Annotated in this window: 26 protein-coding genes; 10 read left to right on the forward strand and 16 right to left on the reverse strand. The window is 45.0% G+C overall.

Annotated features, from left to right (window positions below; all coding sequences use genetic code 11):
* Positions 1-369: 369 nt before the first annotated feature.
* The gene (locus HYN59_RS03945) at positions 370-960 is read right to left on the reverse strand and encodes an FMN-dependent NADH-azoreductase (RefSeq protein ID WP_108777026.1); all 591 of its coding nucleotides are present in this window, start codon (positions 958-960) and stop codon (positions 370-372) included.
* 105 nt (positions 961-1,065) lie between these two features.
* Here HYN59_RS03945 and HYN59_RS03950 point away from each other — a divergent pair, with 105 nt between their 5' ends.
* Complete coding sequence (locus HYN59_RS03950; RefSeq protein WP_108777027.1) at positions 1,066-1,434, forward strand: winged helix-turn-helix transcriptional regulator; 369 nt, start codon at positions 1,066-1,068, stop codon at positions 1,432-1,434.
* Positions 1,435-1,505: 71 nt separating this feature from the next.
* Here HYN59_RS03950 and HYN59_RS03955 read toward each other — a convergent pair whose 3' ends face one another.
* Both HYN59_RS03955 and HYN59_RS03960 read right to left on the reverse strand, forming a co-directional pair.
* Positions 1,506-2,036, reverse strand: coding sequence for a nuclear transport factor 2 family protein (locus HYN59_RS03955; RefSeq protein WP_108777028.1), 531 nt, complete (start codon positions 2,034-2,036; stop codon positions 1,506-1,508).
* A 182-nt stretch (positions 2,037-2,218) separates the two neighbouring features.
* Positions 2,219-3,568, reverse strand: coding sequence for an ammonium transporter (locus tag HYN59_RS03960; protein ID WP_108777029.1), 1,350 nt, complete (start codon positions 3,566-3,568; stop codon positions 2,219-2,221).
* A 275-nt stretch (positions 3,569-3,843) separates the two neighbouring features.
* Between HYN59_RS03960 and HYN59_RS03965 the strand changes: the two genes are divergently transcribed.
* Positions 3,844-4,083: a hypothetical protein gene (locus tag HYN59_RS03965; RefSeq protein WP_108777030.1), complete on the forward strand. Its 240-nt coding sequence runs from the start codon at positions 3,844-3,846 to the stop codon at positions 4,081-4,083.
* 15 nt (positions 4,084-4,098) lie between these two features.
* Here HYN59_RS03965 and HYN59_RS03970 read toward each other — a convergent pair whose 3' ends face one another.
* Positions 4,099-4,395, reverse strand: coding sequence for a hypothetical protein (locus tag HYN59_RS03970; protein WP_108777031.1), 297 nt, complete (start codon positions 4,393-4,395; stop codon positions 4,099-4,101).
* Positions 4,396-4,483: 88 nt separating this feature from the next.
* Here HYN59_RS03970 and HYN59_RS03975 point away from each other — a divergent pair, with 88 nt between their 5' ends.
* From HYN59_RS03975 to HYN59_RS04000, 6 genes are all read left to right on the forward strand, one after another.
* A complete protein-coding gene (locus HYN59_RS03975; RefSeq protein ID WP_108777032.1) occupies positions 4,484-4,690 on the forward strand; it encodes a helix-turn-helix domain-containing protein in 207 nt (68 codons plus the stop codon).
* Complete coding sequence (locus tag HYN59_RS03980) at positions 4,683-6,662, forward strand: DUF2075 domain-containing protein (RefSeq protein ID WP_108777033.1); 1,980 nt, start codon at positions 4,683-4,685, stop codon at positions 6,660-6,662. Before HYN59_RS03975 ends, HYN59_RS03980 begins: the two co-directional genes overlap by 8 nt.
* A gap of 223 nt (positions 6,663-6,885) precedes the next feature.
* Positions 6,886-7,725 carry a succinate dehydrogenase cytochrome b subunit gene (locus HYN59_RS03985; protein WP_108777034.1) on the forward strand — a complete coding sequence of 280 codons (840 nt, stop codon included), beginning with the start codon at positions 6,886-6,888 and terminating at the stop codon, positions 7,723-7,725.
* Between the two features lie 16 nt (positions 7,726-7,741).
* Complete coding sequence (locus HYN59_RS03990) at positions 7,742-9,748, forward strand: fumarate reductase/succinate dehydrogenase flavoprotein subunit (protein ID WP_108777035.1); 2,007 nt, start codon at positions 7,742-7,744, stop codon at positions 9,746-9,748.
* A gap of 11 nt (positions 9,749-9,759) precedes the next feature.
* Positions 9,760-10,521 (forward strand): succinate dehydrogenase/fumarate reductase iron-sulfur subunit, encoded by a 762-nt coding sequence (locus HYN59_RS03995; RefSeq protein ID WP_108777036.1) that lies wholly within the window; start codon positions 9,760-9,762, stop codon positions 10,519-10,521.
* Positions 10,522-10,620: 99 nt separating this feature from the next.
* Positions 10,621-10,833 carry a hypothetical protein gene (locus HYN59_RS04000; protein WP_146185855.1) on the forward strand — a complete coding sequence of 71 codons (213 nt, stop codon included), beginning with the start codon at positions 10,621-10,623 and terminating at the stop codon, positions 10,831-10,833.
* Between the two features lie 195 nt (positions 10,834-11,028).
* Here the strand turns inward: HYN59_RS04000 and HYN59_RS04005 are convergent, their stop codons facing one another.
* Positions 11,029-11,436, reverse strand: a complete 408-nt coding sequence (locus HYN59_RS04005; RefSeq protein ID WP_108777038.1) for a hypothetical protein — start codon at positions 11,434-11,436, stop codon at positions 11,029-11,031.
* Positions 11,437-11,489: 53 nt separating this feature from the next.
* Here HYN59_RS04005 and HYN59_RS04010 point away from each other — a divergent pair, with 53 nt between their 5' ends.
* Complete coding sequence (locus HYN59_RS04010; protein ID WP_108777039.1) at positions 11,490-11,951, forward strand: copper resistance protein NlpE; 462 nt, start codon at positions 11,490-11,492, stop codon at positions 11,949-11,951.
* Positions 11,952-12,079: 128 nt separating this feature from the next.
* Here the strand turns inward: HYN59_RS04010 and pheS are convergent, their stop codons facing one another.
* Both pheS and HYN59_RS04020 read right to left on the reverse strand, forming a co-directional pair.
* Positions 12,080-13,099 (reverse strand): phenylalanine--tRNA ligase subunit alpha, encoded by a 1,020-nt coding sequence (gene pheS / locus HYN59_RS04015; RefSeq protein WP_108777040.1) that lies wholly within the window; start codon positions 13,097-13,099, stop codon positions 12,080-12,082.
* A 281-nt stretch (positions 13,100-13,380) separates the two neighbouring features.
* Positions 13,381-13,737 (reverse strand): hypothetical protein, encoded by a 357-nt coding sequence (locus HYN59_RS04020; protein ID WP_108777041.1) that lies wholly within the window; start codon positions 13,735-13,737, stop codon positions 13,381-13,383.
* A 203-nt stretch (positions 13,738-13,940) separates the two neighbouring features.
* Here HYN59_RS04020 and HYN59_RS04025 point away from each other — a divergent pair, with 203 nt between their 5' ends.
* Positions 13,941-14,429: a CvpA family protein gene (locus HYN59_RS04025; protein ID WP_108777042.1), complete on the forward strand. Its 489-nt coding sequence runs from the start codon at positions 13,941-13,943 to the stop codon at positions 14,427-14,429.
* Between the two features lie 130 nt (positions 14,430-14,559).
* Here the strand turns inward: HYN59_RS04025 and HYN59_RS04030 are convergent, their stop codons facing one another.
* The 9 genes from HYN59_RS04030 to HYN59_RS04070 form a co-directional block, all read right to left on the reverse strand.
* Complete coding sequence (locus HYN59_RS04030; protein WP_108779634.1) at positions 14,560-15,300, reverse strand: tetratricopeptide repeat protein; 741 nt, start codon at positions 15,298-15,300, stop codon at positions 14,560-14,562.
* A gap of 11 nt (positions 15,301-15,311) precedes the next feature.
* Complete coding sequence (locus HYN59_RS04035) at positions 15,312-15,800, reverse strand: hypothetical protein (protein ID WP_108777043.1); 489 nt, start codon at positions 15,798-15,800, stop codon at positions 15,312-15,314.
* 29 nt (positions 15,801-15,829) lie between these two features.
* Positions 15,830-17,605, reverse strand: coding sequence for a BatD family protein (locus HYN59_RS04040; RefSeq protein ID WP_108777044.1), 1,776 nt, complete (start codon positions 17,603-17,605; stop codon positions 15,830-15,832).
* Positions 17,606-17,679: 74 nt separating this feature from the next.
* The gene (locus HYN59_RS04045; protein ID WP_108777045.1) at positions 17,680-18,450 is read right to left on the reverse strand and encodes a tetratricopeptide repeat protein; all 771 of its coding nucleotides are present in this window, start codon (positions 18,448-18,450) and stop codon (positions 17,680-17,682) included.
* Positions 18,447-19,484 carry a VWA domain-containing protein gene (locus HYN59_RS04050; RefSeq protein WP_108777046.1) on the reverse strand — a complete coding sequence of 346 codons (1,038 nt, stop codon included), beginning with the start codon at positions 19,482-19,484 and terminating at the stop codon, positions 18,447-18,449. The genes HYN59_RS04045 and HYN59_RS04050 overlap by 4 nt, the downstream gene beginning before the upstream one ends.
* Position 19,485: 1 nt before the next feature.
* On the reverse strand, positions 19,486-20,493 hold the full coding sequence (locus tag HYN59_RS04055) for a vWA domain-containing protein (RefSeq protein ID WP_108777047.1): 1,008 nt from the start codon (positions 20,491-20,493) through the stop codon (positions 19,486-19,488).
* Entirely contained in the window at positions 20,490-22,121 is a 1,632-nt protein-coding gene (locus HYN59_RS04060; protein WP_108777048.1) for a BatD family protein, read from the reverse strand. The genes HYN59_RS04055 and HYN59_RS04060 overlap by 4 nt, the downstream gene beginning before the upstream one ends.
* Before the next feature lie 16 nt (positions 22,122-22,137).
* A complete protein-coding gene (locus HYN59_RS04065) occupies positions 22,138-23,004 on the reverse strand; it encodes a DUF58 domain-containing protein (protein ID WP_108777049.1) in 867 nt (288 codons plus the stop codon).
* A gap of 10 nt (positions 23,005-23,014) precedes the next feature.
* On the reverse strand, positions 23,015-23,464 hold the full coding sequence (locus tag HYN59_RS04070) for a four helix bundle protein (RefSeq protein ID WP_108777050.1): 450 nt from the start codon (positions 23,462-23,464) through the stop codon (positions 23,015-23,017).
* Positions 23,465-23,488: the final 24 nt, after the last annotated feature.

Here is a 23,488-nt window from a genome sequence, read left to right on the forward strand (position 1 = left end):
TTAGTATCCGTGTCATTCTGACGAAGGAAGAATCTCTTTAGCATTCGATAATTCGAGATTCTTCACTCCGCAAGCTGCGTTCAGAATGACAAAACGTGCTACTTCCGTCTACGGTTTGATAATACCTGCTAAGGAAATACCATCAAAAATGAAATCCCTTAAGTTTTAGGCTTAAGGGATTTTTTATGTTGTGATATTATGGCTGCGTGTGATGTAAATAAGATTACAACTCTACTTATGACGCGTACCTTCCGCGTGACGGATAGAAGCGGCATCCCCGCCTTTTCGGCGGGATATAGCGGATAGCCGGACGGCGCAGGCACGTAGCCGGCACGCCCAAACTATCCTTACAGCTGAATCAAAATTAATTTATACCGCGATGCTGTCAATCGCTTTTTGGAGCGCGATATCTTTAAGGTTGGGCATGTTAACGCCCTCTGCGCGTACGGTTGTAATATCTGTCACGCCGATAAAGTTGAATACTTTCTCAAGATAAGGTGCGGCAAAGTCGTACTCCTTCAGTGGGCCTTCGGAATAAATGCCGCCCGATGCCACCGCAAGATACACCTGTTTGCCGGTGATGAGCCCCTGCACGCCTTTTTCGCTATAGGTAAAGGCAACGCCCGGGCGCACTACATTGTCCAGCCAGCTTTTCAGGGTCGAAGGAATACCGAAATTGAACAGCGGCACACCAATTACTATGATATCGGCTTCTTTTACCTGTTGCACTGCATTGTTGGAACGTTTCAGTCCTTCATCATCCACAGGCCCGGGAGCCGAGCGTGTTACCCTTATAAGGTTTTCCTCAAGGTGAGGGAACGGGTCTTTTGCTACATTGATTTCGGTAACGGAACTGCCTGGATATTCGGATATAAGCTTTTCCACAATAGCATTTCCCAACTTTATGCTTACTGAATTCTCACCGCTCGGGCTTGATATTACATGCAATATATTTTTCATGGTTTTATGTTTAGAATTTATTGGACAAAATTACATACCTTTGATAACCAAAAGTAAGTACTATACAAAAAGTAACCACTTACCTTTTAGTAACCGCAATAAATTATGGAAACACATCTTGAACCGGAACCGCTCACCACGGCACAATGCCAAAGCCGCCTAACTGCTGTAGGCGATGCCTTATATGTTATCGGGGGTAAATGGAAATTGCGCATCATCATCGCGCTGAAAGAAGGGCACAGCCGCTTTAACGAACTACAGCGCGTTATCCACGGGATATCGGCCAAGGTGCTTTCGCAGGAACTAAAAGACCTGGAGATCAATGGCTTTGTGGAACGCAGGGTGCATGCGGATATTCCCGTTGTTGTAGAATACCTGCCTACGCCTTATACTGCTTCACTAAAAAATGTACTCGAAGCGCTTAGCGAATGGGGAATGCAGCACAGGGAGAAACTGCGGGAGGAGGCGAAGTGATCTTGAAAAGTTTTCAGTCGCAGCCTGCCTGCCGGCATACGCAGGTCGCAGCTTTCAATTAGCGGAAACAGTTACGGTTTCGGCTCTTTGCGCATCTTTTCTAATAAAGCATCTTCGTATTTGCCTTTGAGGGGAATAACGTCATTGGTGGCATCATTGGGGACGGTCATCGAGAGGACGTAGTGTTTTATTTTCCATTCTTTTCCTTCCTTTTCAAGTACGCCCGAACCACGGCAGGCTTTCATCCAGGTGTCGAGTAGTTCGTCGAACCACGCGGTCTTACCGTCTTTGCTAAAGTAGATGTGGCGCTCCACAGATTTGAAGTCCCATGCTTTGCCGCGGTCGAAATACGGCTTTGAGAAAGCGGCAAATGCTTTTTTATCCCAGTTTTCGGTGGCATCAGTTCCGATGTAGCGGCCATCTTCGGCAATTTTCCCGAAATAGCCATTGTAGTCGCCTTTTGCGGCGGCGGCATGCCAGTCGTTGAGGAAGGTGTTGATGGCTTTGGTTTCTTTTGCAGGGTCGAATGTATCGTTTTTCATGGCGAAGTAGCTTGCCGAACTGGTTATTGATAGGAATAACAGTAAGTATATCTTTTTCATGGGAAGTTTTTTATAAAGATATAACTATCTGTATAATACGCAAAAAACATTTAACCACATAGATACATAGGCTTCGATAATGGAAAGAAAGCCTGCGAAAGAAAGCATAGTGAAGCTATGCTTCAAAGCGATAGTATATCAGAGTAAACTATGTGCCTATGTGGTTAAAAAATCTTGAACTACTACCCAATCATTTCATTATGCTGCGAGAGGTCAAGCCCCTGCTCTTCGGCTTCTTCGGAAACGCGGAGTGGGATGAAAAAGTTGGTGACCTTGTACAGCAACATCGCCCCGAAGAAGGAGAATACCGCAACCAGTACCAACGCCATCATGTGGTGCCCGAAAACATTCCACCCGCCGTGAAGGAGACTGGCATTCTCGCCTTCGGCAAATATCGCGGTGAGTATCATTCCCATGATGCCGCCTACGCCGTGGCAAGCAAAAACATCGAGGGTATCGTCTATCTTTTTCAGGGACTTCCAGTTGACCATGAGGTTAGATACTATAGCGGCAGCAAACCCGAAGAAAATACTTTTAGGCACCGATACGTAACCCGCAGCTGGCGTTATAGCCACAAGTCCAACCACCGCACCGATGCAGCAACCTAATGCCGACACCCTACGCCCGTTGATCCTGTCGAAAAATGCCCAGGTAAGCATGGACGACGCCGAAGCAATTGTAGTGGTGGCAAAAGCCATTGCAGCAGTATGGTTGGCTGCGAGCGCCGATCCTGCATTGAACCCAAACCACCCGAACCAAAGCATCCCTGTGCCTAATAGGACAAACGGTATATTGGTAGGGATGTATTCGAGGTTTTTGCGTTTACCCAACACGAGTACGCCAGCTATCGCGGCAAACCCTGCGCTCATGTGCACTACCGTTCCACCGGCGAAATCTTTCACGCCGAAATAGCTGCCGAGGAGTCCGTTGGGATGCCATACCATATGGCAAAGCGGTGCATAGATGCATATCGAGAACAGGCAGATGAATAGTAAAAAGGAGATAAACCGTATGCGCTCAGCCAGTGCGCCCGTGATGATAGCGGGGGTGATGATGGCAAACTTCATCTGGAAAAGGGCAAAAAGTATGAACGGTATGGTAGTGGCCATCTTGGTGTGCGGATGCTCATCGACATAGTCGAAGAAGGCGAAATCCGATGGGGAGCCTATGAGACCGTAGTGCGTACCGTTAATAGTAATGCCTATAGGGTCGCCAAAGGAAAGGCTGAAACCCACCGCCACCCATAGCAGGCTGATCACGCCAAGGCAGATGAAGCTTTTAAGCATGGTGGAAATGACGTTCTTTTTGCCTACCATGCCCCCATAGAAGAACGACAGCCCCGGTGTCATGAGCAAAACGAGGCAAGAGGCCGTGAGCAGCCAGGCAACATCGGCGGGGACAATAGCATCAGTGGAATTGAATCGTGAATCGGGTTCCGTCATTTCAGCATGATCCCAGAACAAACCGGTAATTGCAATTGCAGTAGTAATAATAAAGGCGGCTATCCATCTTTTTTCTAACTTCTTTTCCATTGTACCTTATAAATTTATAGGTATAAAAATAAAAATTTGTTTTCAGGGAATTTACATCCCCCTCATTTTTACGGTTAATGTAAAAACATAGTGGATTTTCACGCCGCAATTTGAAATTGTGATTTGTTTTTTGGAATTTTTTCGTTTTATGCTTCAATTTCAAGCCTGTAGGAAAGCCTGCATGCATAAGTAGGTTGATAAGTTAATGCCATGTTAACGGATCGTATCGAAAATTTTTCTAAAATTGTAGTAATCAATCAAAATCCAAAATCGTTATGAACACATTACAGCACACCGTAGAAGACTACAAGCTATTTGAGGCCATTGCCGATATCGCTTTTATTGCCGGCCAAAAGGGCTTTTTCTCAGGCGACTCCCGGGAAGATATTGCAGAGATCATCCGTTGGGGCAAAGAGTTTGAAGCCATCCATGAGGACACTGACTGGGACGAAGTGGATTACACTGCCGCTGTAGAGGCTTTCGCAGCGAATAAATTGAGGATTGATTTGCATTAGGAACCGCTCCTTAATTTATTTTAATAAAATCCTTATTAGAAAGTCTTCTATAAGGCAAGAACCCAAATTTTCATTTGTAGCTTCTATACTTTCGAACTCATGCCATATATGGTCATCTGAATTTTTAACTTCAAAGAATAAATCTGGCAACTGCCAATCTTCTGAAGAGAAAAATTCTCCATCTATTAGATTTCCCCTAACAGCATTCTCAATCAGAATTAGTGGAATGCTGTTAGGATTCGAAAATATTACACTTCCATAGTTTTTATAATTGCTGGCATCACGGTAAAGGTAGTTGAATTTTAGATTCATATTTATTTACATTAATATCAATCAAATATACTAAAACCCCCGACTATACTCCGTTGTTTTATAGTCTACATTTTACAACTTTTGTTACATGGGCATTAAACAAAAGTTCGGACTAAAAATAAAAGAACTACGAAAACTTAGAGGGCTTTCACAGGAAAAGCTCGCCAATCTTGCAGAGATTGACAGAACCTATTTACCAACAATAGAAAAGGGCGAGCGCAATGTTTCTATTGAAGTCGTAGAAAAATTGGCAAATGCATTGGAAGTAAAAATTAAAGACTTATTTGATGAATAGGGCTTACTACTCTTCTTCCATTTCAAATTTTATAACGGAGGATATTGACAGTATTTATGGCAAGATCACAGGACAATATGATTTGAACAATTTAGTCAAACAGCAGTCAAATGCTTGGAAAAATCAAATTTCCATTCTGAAAAATCAACTTAAAGGCTTTGCTGGGAAAATTTATTTTGAGTTTACCATCCCGAGAATGGGTAAACGTGTTGACAATATTATCATTATTGATAATTGTATTTTCATCGTAGAATTTAAAATCGGTTCGACAACATATGATAATCATGCAAAAGAGCAGACTTTTAATTATGCCCTGGATATGAATAATTTTCATGAAGGGAGTCATAATAAAATTATTATACCGATTTTAGTAGCTGATCTCGCATTAGCAACAAATAATAACTATATCCTGAGCATTGATAATTTGTATGAAACAATTTATGCAAATGGAAATTCGCTTCAACTATTAATCAAAGAAAGTTTAGATCAGTTTAAAACTGTAGAAAAAATCGATGTTGAGTATTGGGAGAATTCTATTTATAAACCAACCCCAACAATTATCGAAGCAGCAACAGCATTGTATAAAAACCATAATGTTGAAGAAATTTCAAGAAGTGATGCAGGTGCTGAAAACTTATCAGTAACCTCTAAATGCATTTCTGAAATTATTGATTATTCGAAAGTAAACAATAAAAAATCCATCTGTTTTGTAACAGGTGTTCCTGGAGCAGGCAAAACTTTAGCAGGGCTAAATATTGCAAACTTACGCTCCAATTATAAAGAAGAAGAACATGCGGTATTTCTGTCCGGAAACGGCCCTTTGGTTGATGTTTTACGTGAAGCTTTGTGCAGAGATAAGGTAAGCACTGCTAAAGAAAACAATCTCACGATAACAAAATATGCTGCTTCTTCAGAAGTAAAGTCTTTCATCCAAAATATTCACCATTTCAGAGATGCATCCATTAGAGACAACAAAGCTCCTATAGAGAAAGTCACAATTTTTGATGAGGCACAAAGGGCATGGACAAAAGAACAAGCTTCGAGTTTCATGAAAAGAAATAAAGGAATTTCTGATTTCGATAAGTCAGAACCTGAATTTCTTATCGAAGTCATGGACCGACATCAAGACTGGTGCACAATTGTTTGTCTTATTGGTGGTGGACAGGAAATTAATACTGGCGAGGCAGGATTAGAAGAATGGATAATGCCGTTTGGTAATGGATATGAGGGTTGGCAGATTTATTATTCTTCTAAAATAGTTGATGATTCAAATTACATAAAAAATAAAAATGCTTTAACAACACTAAAAGATAGAAAAGCAACCGCGAAAGAAGAATTGCATCTGTCGGTTTCTTTGAGATCATTTCGAAGTGCGCAACTATCAAATTTTGTACAGGAAATTATCAATAATAATGCTCGAGAAGCCAAAAACATTTATAATAATTTCATTCAAAAAAATTATCCTATCCGAATCACTCGTGATTTAGAGACTGCCAAACAATGGCTTAAAGATAATGCTAAAGGTTCCGAAAGAACGGGTATTGTAGCTTCTTCAGGAGGAATTCGCTTAAGACCATTTGGAATAAATGTGAAGGCAAAAATAGACGCACCTATTTGGTTTCTTAATGACAAACATGATATTCGTTCCTCTTTTTTCCTTGAAGAAGTAGCAACCGAATTTGACATCCAAGGTTTAGAATTAGACTGGACTTGTGTCGCTTGGGACGGTGATTTGTTTTATGACAGTAACCAATGGAACTACAGAAAGTTTAAAGGAACAAAATGGCAAAACATTGCAGATCCAAACATTGTTAATTATTTAATCAATTCTTATCGTGTTTTACTTACCAGAGCACGGCAAGGAATGATAATTTATATTCCTTTTGGAAACCATGAAGACATAACCCGTCCTCCTCAAATCTACGACGGGACTTTTACTTTCTTTAAAAGTTTAGGAATCAAAGAAATTTAGCAATGCTTTTCGCTATTTACCCATAGCCACTCATAAAACAAAACCATTACATTATTTCAACTATGTAACCTTAAAAAAATGCAGAATATAATTTTCATGGTGAAAAAATTAAAAAAATCCCCACTTTATATTCATTATAAATTAGGTCGCAAAGGTTGTAGTTGTTGAGTTTTCCCCTTAAATTTGTTTGATTTTTTAAAACATTACTTTTTAAACAAATACTATGGCAAAATCTGCATTTTTGAAGTCATCCATCGCCAAGAAATACTGGATGGCTTTAACAGGTTTATTTCTCTGCCTGTTCCTTGTCGGGCACTTGCTGGGTAACCTCCAGCTGATATTTTCAGACGCACTGCATTTCAACCAGTACGCATTGTTCATGACCACCAACCCTGCCGTTAAGGTGCTTTCGTACCTTACCTACGCCTCGATCATCTTCCACGCGATTGACGGGATCGTGCTTACGGTTCAAAACCAAAAGGCCAGGCCGGTGAAGTATGTGATGAACAGGCCCGGAAAAAACACCATTTGGGCTTCGCGCAACATGGCAGTTTTAGGGACGGTTATACTTGTTTTCATCGTTTCGCACATGGTTACTTTCTGGGCTGTAATGCATTTTGACGAAAAGATGCCGCTGCAAACCATAATGATAAATTCCAACGGCCCGGGGTTGCCGCCTCAGGAATTCTACCTTACCACAGATGGAGGGTACCTTCCGAAAGCACAGGTAGACCAGGGACTTATCAAGATAGAGCACCGCACGGAGTTTCATGATGCCGGCGCTAAAGTAAAGCTGAAAGAAGGTTACAAAGACCTTCATAAAATCACTGTCGACTTCTTTAAGCAGCCAAAATACGGCCTTATCTACACGATACTTTATGTACTGTCTATGGTAGTGCTTGGGTTCCACCTGTACCACGGCTTTGGCAGCGCCTTCCAGTCGATGGGCGCTAACAATCCGAAATACAACGGGCTTATCAGGAACTTTGGCTATGCATTCGCGATCATCGTGCCGCTGCTGTTTGCCATTATTCCGCTGTACATTTACTTTTTACTAAAATAATCAAACATCAACAACTATGTTAGATTCTAAGATACCCGCAGGGGAACTATCCCAGAAATGGACCAAATATAAAGACCAACTTAAGCTTGTTGCCCCAAACAACAGGCCTAAGATCGATATCATCGTGGTAGGTACCGGCCTTGCAGGCGCTTCGGCTGCCGCATCGCTTGGAGAAATGGGCTACAATGTAAAGGCTTTCTGCTTCCAGGATTCACCACGCCGTGCGCACTCTATTGCTGCACAGGGTGGTATCAATGCTGCTAAGAATTACCAAAACGACGGGGACAGCGTTTACAGGCTGTTTTACGACACTATAAAAGGAGGCGACTACCGTGCGCGTGAGGCAAACGTACACCGCCTTGCGGAGGTTTCCGGAAACATTATCGACCAGTGTGTGGCGCAGGGGGTTCCTTTTGCGCGCGACTACGGCGGGATGCTGGACAACCGCTCTTTCGGAGGTACACAGGTACAGCGCACATTCTACGCCGCAGGGCAAACGGGACAGCAGCTGCTGCTTGGAGCCTACTCGGCATTGTCAAGGCAAATCGGCCAGGGCAACGTACAGATGTACAACCGCCACGAAATGCTCGACATCGTAAAAGTGGGGGGCAAGGCACGCGGCATCATTGCGCGTAACCTTATCACCGGCGAACTGGAAAGGCATTCGGCGCATGCCGTGATCATTGCATCGGGCGGCTACGGAAACGTTTATTTCCTTTCTACCAATGCGATGGGCTCTAACGTAACTGCCGCATGGAAAATCCACAAAAAAGGCGCTTACTTTGCCAACCCATGCTTCGTACAGATCCACCCTACCTGTATCCCGGTACACGGCACCAACCAATCGAAACTGACACTGATGTCGGAATCGCTGCGTAACTCGGGCCGTATATGGGTGCCTAAAAAGAAAGAAGATGCTGAGGCTATCCGTGCAGGAAAGCTGAAGCCAACACAAATAGCAGAAGAGGACAGGGATTACTTCCTTGAAAGAAGGTACCCTGCCTTTGGTAACCTGGTACCGCGCGATGTGGCTTCGAGGGCCGCAAAAGAGCGTTGTGATGCCGGTTTCGGTATTGAAAACAACGACACGCAGGAAGGTGTTTACCTTGATTTCTCTTCGGAGATCATCAGCAAAGGGAAACAATCGGCCTATGCTGCCGGTAACCACAATCCGACCGATGAAGAAGTTATTAAATTAGGTAAAGCATGGATCGAGGAGAAATACGGCAACCTTTTCCAGATGTACCAAAAGATCACCGATGAGAATCCGTATGAAACCCCGATGAAGATCTATCCTGCGGTACATTATACCATGGGTGGCGTTTGGGTTGATTACAACCTTCAGAGCACCATACCGGGCTGCTTCGTGGCAGGTGAGGCCAACTTCTCCGACCACGGCGCGAACCGCCTGGGCGCATCTGCGCTGATGCAGGGCCTTGCGGACGGCTATTTCGTATTGCCTTATACCGTTTCCGATTACCTTGCTGGCGATATCCGTACCGGTAAGATCCCGACGAATACACCGGAATTTGACGAGGCAGAGAATAGCGTAAGGAGCAGCATAGAGAAATTCCTCAACAACAACGGAACGAAGACGGTTGACCATTTCCATAAAAAGCTGGGCCACATTATGTGGAACAAAGTGGGCATGGCGCGCAATGGACAGGGACTTACAGAAGCCGTTCGCGAAATTGACGAGCTAAGGAAAGAATTCTACAGGGATGTATATGTACCTGGTGGCGCTTACGAGCTGAACCCTGAGCTGGAAAAGGCGCTTCGTGTAGCCGACTTTATGGAACTTGGCCAGCTAATGGCTATGGATGCCCTGCAGCGTAGGGAATCGGCAGGAGGGCACTTCCGTGAGGAATACCAGGATGCAGAGGGCGAAACGCTTCGTGACGACGTGAACTTTAATTTTGTTGGCGCGTGGGAATACGGCGGAAGCGATATTAATGCCGAAACCCTTCACAAAGAAGTGCTGAACTACGAATACATCAAGATCGCCGCAAGGAACTACAAATAAAATACAAGATCATGGCTTCTAATAAAAATATAAACATCAACCTGAAAATATGGCGCCAGAAGGATGCCAAAACAAAAGGTAAAATAGAAACATACAAACTGGACAATGTTTCGACTGACAGCTCTTTCCTTGAAATGCTGGACCAGTTGAATGAACAGTTGGTGAACAACAGGCAGGAGCCTGTGGCTTTCGACCACGATTGCCGCGAAGGTATCTGCGGTATGTGCTCGCTGTACATTAACGGACGCGCACACGGGCCGGATACTGCTATTACTACCTGCCAGCTGCACATGCGCTCATTTAAGGACGGTGACACGATTTATGTAGAGCCGTGGAGGTCTAAGGCCTTCCCGGTAATAAAAGACCTTGTTGTAGACCGCAGCGCATTTGACAGGATACAGCAGGCGGGCGGATTCGTTTCGGTAAATACTTCCGGCCGTACTATTGATGCTAACGCCACACCGGTGCCTAAGCATGATGCGGACAGGTCGTTTGAAGCCGCCGCTTGTATTGGCTGCGGAGCATGCGTTGCCAGCTGCAAGAACGGTTCGGCTATGCTTTTTGCTGGCGCTATCGTTTCTAAATTTGCATTGCTTCCCCAAGGTAAAGTTGAAGCTACCCAAAGGGTAATGAATATTGTAAGGCAGATGGACGAAGAAGGATTTGGTAACTGTACCAATACCGGTGCCTGCGAGGTAGAATGCCCTAAGGGTATCTCACTGGAGAACATTGCCAGAATGAACAGGGAGTACCTTTTTGCAACACTGAAATAAGAATCCAATTATTCTATATAAAGGCATCCTTCGGGATGCTTTTTTGTTTTTATGAAGATGCATATTTTTCCTACCTTTATATCCCTCAACAGCAAAACTATGGAAACTAAGCGCGAACTCACCGAAAAAATATTGAAGATCACCATACTGATCCAGGAAAAATATCCCGAACTGTCCAAATATTTATCCGAAGTGCAGGAAACACTGCCGGCACTGGAACATCCGGAAGTTGAGGCAGAAGACCTCGCCAAATATTACCAGACCCTCGACGAGATGCTAAGGGATTACTTATTGGAGCATCCGGAGCTTTAAGCCGAAAAAGTTCCGAGTTTCGGGTTCTGGGCTAAGGGTTGCATCAAAATTCAGCCAGTGGAATTTAGGCGCGAGAAAAGTGCGGCGCTTTTGTCATTCTTACGAAGGAAGAATCTCTTAACTGTTAATCGGGATTTTTCACTTCATTGCATTCTGTTCAGAATGACACTTTGATGCATTCCTCATGTGGGGGAGCTAACCTATCATGATACCCTCCTTAAACAGCACAGGCACTTCCTCTGTATTTTCTTCGCTTATCGTATTCGCCCTGAACACATAAGTCTTGTCGTATAGTGTATTGCCAATAAAGAATGTTACCATAAACTGGTTGTCCAGCACCAGTACGCTATCCTCCATCAATTCGATCTTAACGGCCGATACGGGCGGTATCTCCTTAAATGCATGGCGCAGCATCGATGTCTTGCGTGGTTCGCCATCTATCATGCCTGAAGCGCCCGAGACCACGATACCATTTTCAAGGGTGAAATCGCTGTCGTTTATAAGGTAGGCATACCATGTTTTCTGCATGAAATCGTCGTTCCATTCCTGCACAGCTGCCATATATACGTTTTCCACTTGTGGGATGATGATGTCTTTTTTCATATTTCATTAAGATAGTAACACAAAGGCATTTAGTACCTTTAAATAAAAATTAGATGAAAAGCATACAATTACTATGCCTGATCGCTGCCCTGGCAATGATCGGGTGCAAAGATGGTGAAAAACCCACAGCTACACAAGATATTGCACCAACCGGAGCCACCGAGCCTGCCATGTCGCCGCAAATGCCTCCTGAAAAGACAAGTGCTGCCTGGATGGGCAAATATGCCGGCGTACTCCCCTGTTGGAACGAATGCAAAGGCCTGAAAACAGAGATCGAGGTACGTAATGACAGTACTTATACACTTTCGTCACAGGCACTGGGGCAGGAAGACAAACCGCGGATATTTAAGGGCACCTTCAATTTTAATACGGCTAAAAAAACCATTACGCTTGACGCGGAAGGCGACCATCTGAAATTCCTTGTCAATGATGGTATGCTGAAAAAGCTTGATAAGTTTGGTGATCCGGAACAGGGAGCCCCGCAGGAGAAGTATTTATTGAAAAAAGTACAGTAATTGTCTACGTTTTTGTCATTTCGAGCGAAACGCAGTGGAGTCGAGAAATCTCGCAATTCATACTAATGTAAGTTGAGATTTCTCACTCCGTGCCTTCGTTCGAAATGACAGAACGATATATCATTGAATTATATACTCGATTTAAACTGCTCCAAAAACCTTACATCATTCTCGTAGAACATACGGATGTCGCTTATCTGGTACAAGAGCATGGCGATGCGCTCGATACCCATACCGAAAGCGAACCCATTGTATTTTGCAGCATCGATGCCACAGTTCTTAAGCACGTTAGGATCAACCATACCGCAGCCCATGATCTCGAGCCATCCGGTACCTTTTGTTATCCTGTAGTCAATTTCGGTCTTCAGTCCCCAGTAGATGTCCACCTCAGCGCTTGGCTCTGTGAACGGGAAGTACGACGGGCGAAGGCGTATCTTGCTTTTGCCGAACATCTCTTTGGTAAAGTATAACAGCGTCTGCTTAAGGTCGGCAAACGAAACGTCTTTGTCAATATAAAGCCCTTCTACCTGGTGGAAGATGCAGTGCGAACGCGACGATATGGCCTCGTTACGGAACACCCTGCCCGGGGAAATGGTACGGATGGGCGGCTTATTGTTCTCCATATAACGCACCTGTACTGATGATGTATGCGTACGCAGCAGCACATCCGGATTGGTCTGGATGAAGAAAGTGTCCTGCATATCCCGTGCCGGATGGTATTCCGGAAGGTTAAGTGCGGTAAAGTTATGCCAGTCGTCCTCTATTTCCGGTCCTTCGGAAACATTGAAACCTATATTGGAAAAAATATCGATAATCTGGTTCTTAACGATAGATATCGGGTGGCGCGAACCTACCTGGAACGGCTCACCGGGACGGGTAAGGTCGCCGTAAAGGTTTTTGCTCTCTACTTTGCTTTCAAGTTCGTCCTGTATGGCATTCACCTTATGCTGTGCAGCATTCTTCAGGTTATTGATTACCTGGCCGAATTCCTTCTTCATGTCATTCGGCACATTTTTGAACTCCGCAAGGAAGTCGTTAAGAACGCCCTTCTTGCCCAGGAACTTGATCCTGAATGCTTCAAGGTCTTCTTTGGTATGTGCTCTAAACGCTTCGGCTTCGGCTATGTAGCCCTTGATCTTGTCTATCATCGTTACTCAGTAAAAGTGTGCAAATTTAGGCATTTTACAAACGAATTGCACGAATTTATCTGCTATAATTAACTTAAAATTAAACCTCCCAAAAACATTAATAAAGCCGGTAATACCTGCTTGTAAAATTCGCCGCACATATAAGACGGTTCACCTCAATTTATAAATAATACAAGGCTATTGCCGTTATAGTATAGACGCAAGGCTTAAAACAGCTTTGCCTTAGTTAATAAATTGGTTGGTTTGATTTGTTGAAACCTGTGCGGCCCCCTGCACAGGTTTTACTTTATAAGGCCTTTTTCCAAAAAATAGTCTACTATCGCCCCCTTCATCAGTACGCTCTGCTCGCCGGCCTTCAATGGCGGAAGCTCTTCCTTTACAGTATAATGTGGCCATCCGTCGGCATCAAACATTTCGAATTCATAATAACCGTAAGGTTCCAGCAGGCGGCAGATGGCAATATGCATCAGGTTCAGCTTTTCATCTTTCTTGAATTTACGGTTGAATTGCCCCAGTTCCTGCACGCCTATCAGGTAAATGATGGCATCGAGGTCTAGTTTTTCACCGTCGGCAAAACGGTCGGATAATATAGTGACAAGCTGTTCCCAGCGTTCTTTCAGTTGTTCGTCTCTTGACATGTTCATGATTTAAGCCGCAAAGATAGTAACTTGGAAATTAATGGTGCCAAAGGACTTTTTGGGTTCGACGGGAGGGTTTCACAAAGATTCGCAAAGAAGACGCCAAGGGACACAAAATTTAAACATCAGTAAATGTCCTTGTGCATCTTTGCGTCTCCTTGGTGGTTCTTTGCGGTATAGCTTTTAAATTTTACCTTTGCCTTATGACAGGAATTGACATCATATTAGGCGGGCTACTCCTATACGGACTTGGAAAAGGCGCATACAAAGGGCTTTTTGTAGAACTGGCGTCACTGGTATCGCTTATTGCCGGGCTTTTTATCGCGGTAAAATTCTCGCAGCTTACGGCAAATGTACTCGAAGGCAATTTAACTGACGACCCGGCTACAGCAGGTGTTATTGCGTTTGCAATTACTTTTATTGCTGTGGTGGTGGGGATTATGCTCCTTGCCAAGGTATTTACCAAGCTGGCTGACTATTCAGGTTTGGGGCTGACGAACCGGTTACTGGGAGGAATATTTGGTTTTTTCAGGATGGTATTGGTGCTGAGCGTACTGCTGAACTTCTTTATGAAGGTCAACCTAAACAATGCCCTGACCGAAAAGAAAACCCTTGATGAGTCGCTTTTCTTTTACCCAATACTGGAGGTTTCGGCTTATATTTTTCCTGTATTTGAGGATTGGTTCCGTTAAGGATTTCAGATTTCAGATTGTAGATTTTAGATTGAGTTTCACTCGGCTGACAAATGTTTATATGAAGAATTTTGCTTGCTTGCAAGACTTCAAAATTCCCTGCATCTGACTTCGGACTTCAGACTTACATTTAAAGCTCTTTTATCGCCGCGGAAGGGACCCAGCCTACGGTATCGTCCGGCATTTGTACCTTCTGCCATTGCCCTTTTGAGCCAATGATATACACCTTAATCCCGGCATGAAGGATAAAGGCATCCTGTGCGCCCTGCGATGCATCTGTCTTTACCTGCACCATATCGCTGAAAACAATTGCGGGATGCCTGCTCTCCGCTTCTGACCTGGCATGAAATGCCGTTATAAGGGCGAAGATCAGTACTACCACCATTACACACATTCCTGCAAAAAAACTGCGTTTAAGCGCTGTTTTGCGTGTCATATAATATCCTGAGAACAATAGCAATGAGAGAAAGGCGGCTACTACCGCGATCCATGCGAGGGTATCAAAATGCCATGTTCCGGAAAGGCTGTCCATTATTCCTGCGAAACCCGGTTGCGCAACAGGCTGGATATTATCGGTGATCAGCTGATGCGCATAGCCAAGATTGATCTCAATATCGCTGTTGCCCGGATCGAGCTGCAATGCCTTTTCGTAGTTGTAAACCGCGGGCGCGACCTTTTCGAGCTTATAATACGCATTGCCAAGATTGAAATACAACTCCGCCGACTCCTTATTTTCCTTAAGGACGCTTTCATAACTCGCCGCGGCCTGGCTGTATTGGCCCTGCCTGTACTGCTCATTGCCTTTTTCGAAAGCCGACTGCGCAAACAATGCCTGTGATAAGAATATAAGTATGTATAGTATGTTTTTCATATTCATTAGTATCAATACAACTCATCTGCCATCTTCAGCAGACCGCTCTCCCTAATCTCCATTAATGAGCCTTCAATAGTATTTTTATTGCCTATTATCTTATATTCCTTATTAGTCTTTGTATTGGTCACTAAAACCCCAACACTAATTTGATCATCTTCTGCAGAATAATCGTAATAAATTATATACTCATATCCATCATTTTCAAAGATGATATTTTGGATTTCCAGACCTGCATTTGCTTTCCCTCCGCCTCTGAAATAATAGGCATATTTAAACTGTGACCAGCTGTCTTTCAAATCTCCCGGATACTCTAATTCAATTTTGCTTTTCGTCCCAAAACGATAAACTAAATATTTATCGGCCTTACTCTTAGCAAGCACTACGTTTTTGCCATTATTCGTCTTAAATGAAAAAACTAATTCTTCATTGTCCTTTACATAATCCGCCTGGGCAAACACCGCCTGCGATAAGAATAAAAGTATGTATAGTAGTCTCATGTCTTAATACTTTGTACTCATTACTTTCTTTATATCTGCTTCTCCAATGCCGTTACAACCGCCACAGCATTATCATAATCCTGCTGCATGGCTGAACCTGATGAGGGAGCGTAGCGTGCGAATTCGCAGCTGTCCATTATCTTTATGAAATCATTAACCGTGTCGGCTGGCACTTTGCGCGAAAGCAACAGCTCCCTCACGTTCTGCCTGCTCATATCGACGGTCTCTATGTTCAGTTTAGCTTTTAATACATTATGCAGCGCTTTTTCAAGGTGCATGTAAAATGGTTCTTTGTCGCCTAAGTGGTTTTTGGCCTCAGCCAGGTATTTTTTCGCCAGCTTATTGGTCTCCCTTATTTTGCTTCCGGTAACATCGCTGTCATAGGCTTCTTTTTTCTTTCTTGCCAGCACGACCACCGGCATCAGCAGGAATGGCAGCACCAGAAGTATCCAGAACAATACCGACCCCAAAAAGTGGCTGCTCCCTTTGGCCTGCAGTGTGGTTGCCGAAGCTATAAAACGGAATGGCTCCCTTGCTTCCGGCGCTCCCTTCCTGCCTGAGGAAGCGGTTTCTGCATCATATGCCGATGCCGCCGGTACATTAAGCACATCGACCATTATATTATCGAAAGCCATGGTCCTGTAGGTCTGTAATTTCGGGTCGAACCAGGAAAACGACAAACCTTTTATCGCAAATTTGCCCTTTTTATGAGGAACAACCGTATAGCTGTCAGACATGCTTCCTTCCATACCGCTTAACGTGACAGAAATATTTTCTTTATGCTCCGGGTCAAACATTTCAAGTTCTGGTGCAACTGAAGGCTTTGGCAGCTTAAAGAGCTTCAGGTTGCCTTTGCCTGTAACTGACACATCCAGCTTCAGCGATTCGCCATTTGCCAATGTTGTTTTGGAAGATGTGGCTTTAAATACAAAGCTTCCCACTGCCCCGTTGAAATTAGCGGGACGGCCATTTTCCGGCAGTGGCTTCACATTGATGGCCGTTTTACCCGTAGAGACCATCTTATTCTCAACGGTATAACCATCATTGCCAAATGCATCCGGGCGCCCTGTCGGGATCTCAAGCACAATAGATGTCGACATCGGCTCCAGTTCCAGCCTGCCGCTTTTCTGAGGGTAAAGCACTGCCTTCCGTACTACGACATAATTGTACATTTCCCCTTTATGCGTCCCCTGCAAAACCTGCTGCCTGTCTTTTGGCACGCTTTCCGTCTGGCTCCAGAAGTCGGGATACTGCGGGTTATCGGCTGTATCCCACGACCGCACCCCTGTACCCACCCGCACATACAGCTTATACACAACATTCACAGGCTCGTTGACATAAGGGTTCGGATTACTCACCTCAGCCACAAGCTCCACGCCGCTTAAGGCTTTCTGAAGTTGCTTCGCATTATTGACAACCGGGTTGCCCGACGTATTGCCATTTTGTACAGCGGCAGTTACGGTTACCTGGAAAGGTATCGTTTTGTATATCTTGCCATCAATCTCTATCGAGGCCTGGCCAATTGTAAATTTGCCCCTTGCGGTTGGGGTAAGGTAGTAGGTATATATTTTGCGGTAGGTCTGCTTTTTAAAAACCCCGGTGATCGCCTGCGTAGGGCCCGATACATTAAAGCCTTTAAACGATGGCGGGTTAAAATTATCGCCGTCGTCATTCATGCTGAAATCAAGCTTAATGGTTTCATTGATCCCTATTGTGGTCTTTTCAGGAATAGCCTTAAATTCCACCTGGGCATAGATCCCGTGGATGCAGAAAAACAACAGTAATAGTAAGCTATGTCTTTTCATTATTCAAAAATACGAACCTCAGCCTTTTTAGCTACGCATTACACAAATTAAACAAATTATTTACAGAATTTTCTTTACCAGTCCTTCTCCTGTTTCTTAGGCTGTGCCTGTACCCTTACGCCTTTTACCCTGTCCTGCACCTTTTTCTCTTCGTTGTTCATAGCATCCAGCAGGTTTTCCATGCGTTGTTTGGACGGGTCGTCGCTGGCCGGCTGCGGGTTGCCCTGGTTATCGGCACCGCCTTTGCTCTGCTGCGCCCCTGCACCCCCGCCGCCCTTTTGCGGTTTATCTTTACTTCCGCCACCATCAGCTTTTTCGCCGCTGTCGCCACGGTTTTTTGCGACATTGCTTTTGTTATCCTGCTTATCGTCTTTCGGTGGGTCTTTCCTGTCGTCCTTTTTAGGAGGAGGCGGTGGCGGGTTGTCTTTCAGCATTTTTTTTGCCAATGCATAGTTGTATCGCGTCTGCTCATCATACGGGTTGTTGCGCAACGCATTTTTATAGGCATCTACCGCGTTTTGGTATTCCTTTGCATCCATGAACACATTGCCCATATTATGGTAGGCCATGTGCTTTTGCTGTTTGGTATGCGCATTCTCGAGCGCCCGTGAATAGGCTAAAAACGCTTCTGCCTTCTGCCCCTGGCGATATATCGAATTGCCAAGGTTATAATCTGCAGATGCTTTGGCAGGCGACTTAGATTTCGATACCCTGTAATCGGCCTCAGCATCGCGGTATTGCTTTTGTTTGAATTCCTCGTTCCCTTTTGCCATGTCGTTATCGGGCTTTTGCGCAAAAGCAAAAACCGGCACCAAAAGCAGCAGGTATGCCATCAGTCCCTTCATTGTACTTTTTCGTTAAAGAGGTTCAGTTTCATTATCCAGGCCGTTTTGCGCTCCAGCAGGAACATATCGATAATCAGCAAAAGAAGCGCCGCGGCCAAAAACCACTGGTACTGGGAGTCATAATCCGATACCTGCCTTGTTGCAAAGCCTTTTTTGTCGATATTTTCCAATGCCTTAGCCACATAATCTGCTACTTCGCGGCTGTCATTCCCGGTAATATAGCCGCCCCCGGTAATTTTGGCAAGCTCTTTAAGCGGCCCGGGATATAATTTTGTCGTCACGATCTGCCCTTCATTATCGCGCTTATAACTTTCGGTCACGCCATTGCGCTTTAGGGGGATGGTAGTTCCTTTTTCGGTACCAATGCCCACCGTTACCATCTTTATGCCGCGCTTGGCCAGTTCTTCTGCCGCGTTGTTGCTGTCCTGCCCGTGGTCTTCACCATCCGAAAGCAGTACGACCATCTTGCCGGCTTTTGGGTCGTCAAAATACGATGCCGACATCAGCAACGCTTCATTGATAGCAGTGCCCTGTGACGATACCATGTCAGTGTCCATTCCTTCAAGCAGCATTTTGGCCACACCATAATCAGTTGTTATGGGCAATACCGGGAAAGCGCTGCCGGCATAACCAATGATGCCTACCCTGTCGGCTCCCAGTCGCTTCATTACCTGCGACACGATCTGCTTGCTTTTCTCAAGCCTGTTCGGCGCTATGTCTTCGGCCAGCATACTTTTCGAGACATCTATGGCAAAAACAATATCGGCGCCTTGGGTCTTAACCACCTCTTTGCGTATTCCGGCTCTTGGGTTCACCAGTGCCAGGATGAGCCCTGTAAGCACCAGCAGGACGATAATGAATTTTAACCCTGCCTTAAAAGGCGAATTTTCCGGTGAGAGCCTGCCCACCATTTCGGGGCTGCCAAACTCACGCTGTTTTTTCTTTTTCCAATACATGTCGTACAGGTACAGCCCGGCCAGCACCGGAATGATGGCCAAAAGGTAAAAATATATGGGTTTGTCGAATACGTACATATCAGATAAAGCTTCTGTAAAGGGTTCGTTTTGCTACCGCTTCAAGCAACAGCAACAGCAATGCGGCCCACACAAAAATGCGGAATTTTTCGTCGTAATTAAAATATTTCAGTTCGGGCATCTCGCTTTTTTCAAGCTTGTCGATCTCGGTATAAATTTCTTTCAGCTTGCTGTTGCTGGTTGCGCGAAAGTATTTTCCGCCGGTTTGCTTAGCAATATCCTGAAGCAGCTGCTCATCTATCTTTACAGGGGCCATGCGGTAAATAATATCGCCTGTAAAGGGGTCCTGCATCCAGGGGAACTCGGCATTGCCGTTGGTCCCAATGCCTATAGTATACACTTTAAGCCCGTATTCTTTAGCAATCGTGGCAGCGGTTTTCGGGTCGATAAAACCGGCATTGTTCACGCCATCGGTCATCAGGATAATCACACGACTTTTGGCCTTGCTTTCCTTCAGGCGGTTGATGGCCGTGGCCAGCCCCGTGCCGATTGCTGTACCGTCTTTAATCATTATATTGTCATAATTAACCGACAGCACTGCCTGCTTTACCAGCGCCTTATCGCTGGTAACCGGTATTTTGGTATAGGCCTCAGCAGCATAAAGCACCAGCCCTATGCGGTCGTTTACCCGGGCATCTACAAATTCCGCGGCTGTTTTCTTTAATGCCTCAAAGCGGTTAGGTTTCAGGTCGCGGGCCAGCATACTTGTTGATACGTCGATTGCCATTACGATATCAATGCCATTTACAGAGCCTGCCTTGCTGCTCACATCGGCAGTGCGCGGCCTTGCAAGCGCAATGATCATGCATAATAATGCTAAAAGGCGCAGGCCAAAGAGGGCCGGCCTGAGTTTTGTCTTCCATGAGGGCGCGGCTTTAAACCCTGCTACCGAGCTGATGCGGAGCGTGGCCGACTGCTGTTTCCTTTTCAGGAAATACCAGCCTGCCGCCGCGGGAAGCAACAGCAGCAGCCAGAAGAAACCGGGATGTAAAAAAGTTATCTCGCTCATTTCTTCTTCTTTTCTTTAAACTCTATGGAGTCTTTTATCCTGTCGGCTATTTTTTTGGCATATTTGTCGCCGTCCTCATGAAGTATTATTACCTGCTGTACGCCCTGGTCCTGCTTGAAGTATATTATTTCATAGGACACTTTCTTGCGTTCTTTTGTTATCGGGTCGGGCAGGAACATCGTGCCAAAAGCCCGCAGCCCCTCTGTGCCGTGTTCGGTCTTAAAGCCTTCCATCTTTACCAAGATAGTACTAGCGCCCTGCGCTTCCCAGCTTTTCTCGGTGGCATCAAATGCTGTTTCCAGGTTAATGTCCACTTTCTGCTTAAACACGGTAGTAGCCACCGCTATATGGAAGTTATCGAACAGTGAGCCGTACTGGAACATCTGCATCTGGCTGATGTTCTTTGCCGCCTCTTTGGTAACATATTTGCTGATATCCGCGCGTTTAAGCACTTTTGGTGTTTCAATGGTAATGCCCGGCACGCCATATTCGCTTTTTACCCATTCGCTGTCCAGCAGCTCTTTGGTCGGGTGTCCAAGGATATTGTCTTTCAGGTAATCGAACCCTTTAGTAATCCCGATATATGCGCCTGTGCCCAACACCAGTAAAAAGCAGGATGCCGCAATGATAACCGTGCGCTGCCTTTTTTTCTTTTTTTGCGCAAGCGCCAGCATCCTGGCCTTCTCTTCTTCGGTAGGCTCTCTTTCCTCCACCTCTTCCGGAAGGCTTTTATCGATAACATTTATCGCCTGTTCAATACGTTCACGGTCCTGCATTACCACATTGTCCGATGGCCGTGAGAGGGCAAATTTTGCCATATCGGCATTGCGCAGCACTTTTTCGAGTTCCTCATACACGGTTTCGTCAAGGCCCATCTTCTTACGTGCCGCTGCCTCATGCATGGCTGCAATCAGCTGGCTTGTGGTGCTTTCCATAGCCGGGATGTGCAATGTCTCTTCGAGGTAGGCTCGTGCAATATCCACCAGCCCGCTGTAGTATTCTTTTACCTCTCCTTTTTGAAGCAGTTTTTCCTGCTCAAGCCTGGTGAGGCTTATTCGTACCCTTTCGATAGGCGTGGTATTGTCTGCCGGGATTTCTTTAGGTTCCAGCCTGCGTTTTTGGCGGTATTTGTAAATATAGTAGCCCACAACGCCCCAAAACAGGATGCCAAGCACGATATACAGCCACAGCCAGCTCCGCGATGTCGCGCCCATAACCGGCTTAATGTCATACATTTTCTGCTTGAGGGTATCCACAACAATGTTGTTTACCTCGATAGTAAGCGGATTGGTCTGGTATGTCTTATTATTGATGATTACTGGAAGCTTCGGTATCTCATACCTGCCGGAATCGAACTGGGTGAGCCCGTATTTTTTTACCAACTCATACATCGCATCTTTTTCGATGGTATCGGTAGGGAAGGCTTCGAGCACTTCGAGCTGGCCGAAATTCTTACCTTCGGGGAAGCTGATTTTCTCGCCTTTATTGGCTGTTGCCTTTAAAATAAGGTGGAACTGCGAGCCGATCCTTATTTTGGTGGAATCGATACTTGCCTGTACCGGCCTGTGCTGCCCGAATGTTGCAGCGGCAGTGAGCAGTAAAAGCAATGTATAATATAATCTGGTCATTTGTATCATTTCTGTATTAACCCCTGCTTTTAAAATAGCCCAGCAGTTTGGTTACATAAGATTCCCCAACCTGCGCGCTTACCGTTCCGGCACCGCATCGGCTGAAAGTCTCCTTAAAATATTTCACCCTTTCGGCATAATGCGTTTCATACTGCAGCCTTACCGCTTTAGAGCCGGTATCTACCGATATGACTTCGCCTGTTTCGGCATCGGCCATATCCACAAAGCCGATGTCGGGCATTTTTTCCTCGCGGATGTCGTGCACGCGAACGCCTGTAATGTCGTGTTTCTTAGACGCTATTTTCAGGTTATGCTCATATCCGGCATCCATGAAATCGGATATCAGGAATACAATAGCCTTTTTCTTTTGTACGCCCGAGAGGAACTTCAGCGCCTGCGAAAGGCCGGTCCTTCTGCTTTGCGGCTCAAATTCTATCAGCTCGCGGATGATGCGCAGCACATGCGACTTGCCTTTTTTTGGCGGCACATACAGCTCTATTTTGTCGGAAAAGAGTATCAATCCTATCTTATCGTTATTTTGCGTAGCCGAGAATGCCATTGTGGCGGCGATCTCGGTCACCATGTCTTTCTTAAACTGGCTTTGCGACCCGAAATTCTCCGACCCGCTCACGTCTACCATCAGCATCATGGTAAGTTCGCGCTCCTCCTCGAATACCTTTACATAGGGCTCGTTGTAGCGGGCGGTCACGTTCCAGTCGATAGCCCGTACATCGTCCCCGAACTGGTACTGGCGCACTTCGCTAAAGGTCATACCCCGCCCTTTGAAGGACGTATGGTATTCCCCCGAGAAGATGTGATCGCTCAGCCTCCGGGTCTTTATCTCAATCTTGCGGACTTTTTTAAATATTTCTTTAGTATCCAATTTTTCGCAGTTATGGGTTCAGGGTTTCGGGTTCAGGGTTTTGAGCATCCGCCTGAATACTTGTGCCTGCTTTAGTAAATTTAGATCCTTTATAATTAGAAGCATTTAAATAGGAAATAAAAGAACCTAATAATTTGTTTTCCTGTTCCGTTTTATCGGCAACAAGTCTGAACTGTTCTTCACTAATATGTTTCCTGTCGAGAGCACGGTATAATTGGGAACGAAGTTCACCGCATGAACCTTTTGAAATACTAAGGAACTGAATGAATTCACGATTTCCGTTACGTTCAAAGCCTTCTGAAATATTGTCCATAATAGAACCTGATGACTTATTCATTTGGTTGCGAAGTTCAAAATCTTTTCCAAGAGTTGTAGTTTCAAATAAATACCAGACATCCTGGCATATCTCTCTTGCCAGCTGCCAAACTTTTAAATCTTCAAATTTCTCAATTTTCGCCATATAGCTAATTTACTACAAAAACCC

The sequence above is a fragment of the Flavobacterium album genome (genome assembly GCF_003096035.1).
Lineage (GTDB): Bacteria > Bacteroidota > Bacteroidia > Flavobacteriales > Flavobacteriaceae > Flavobacterium > Flavobacterium album.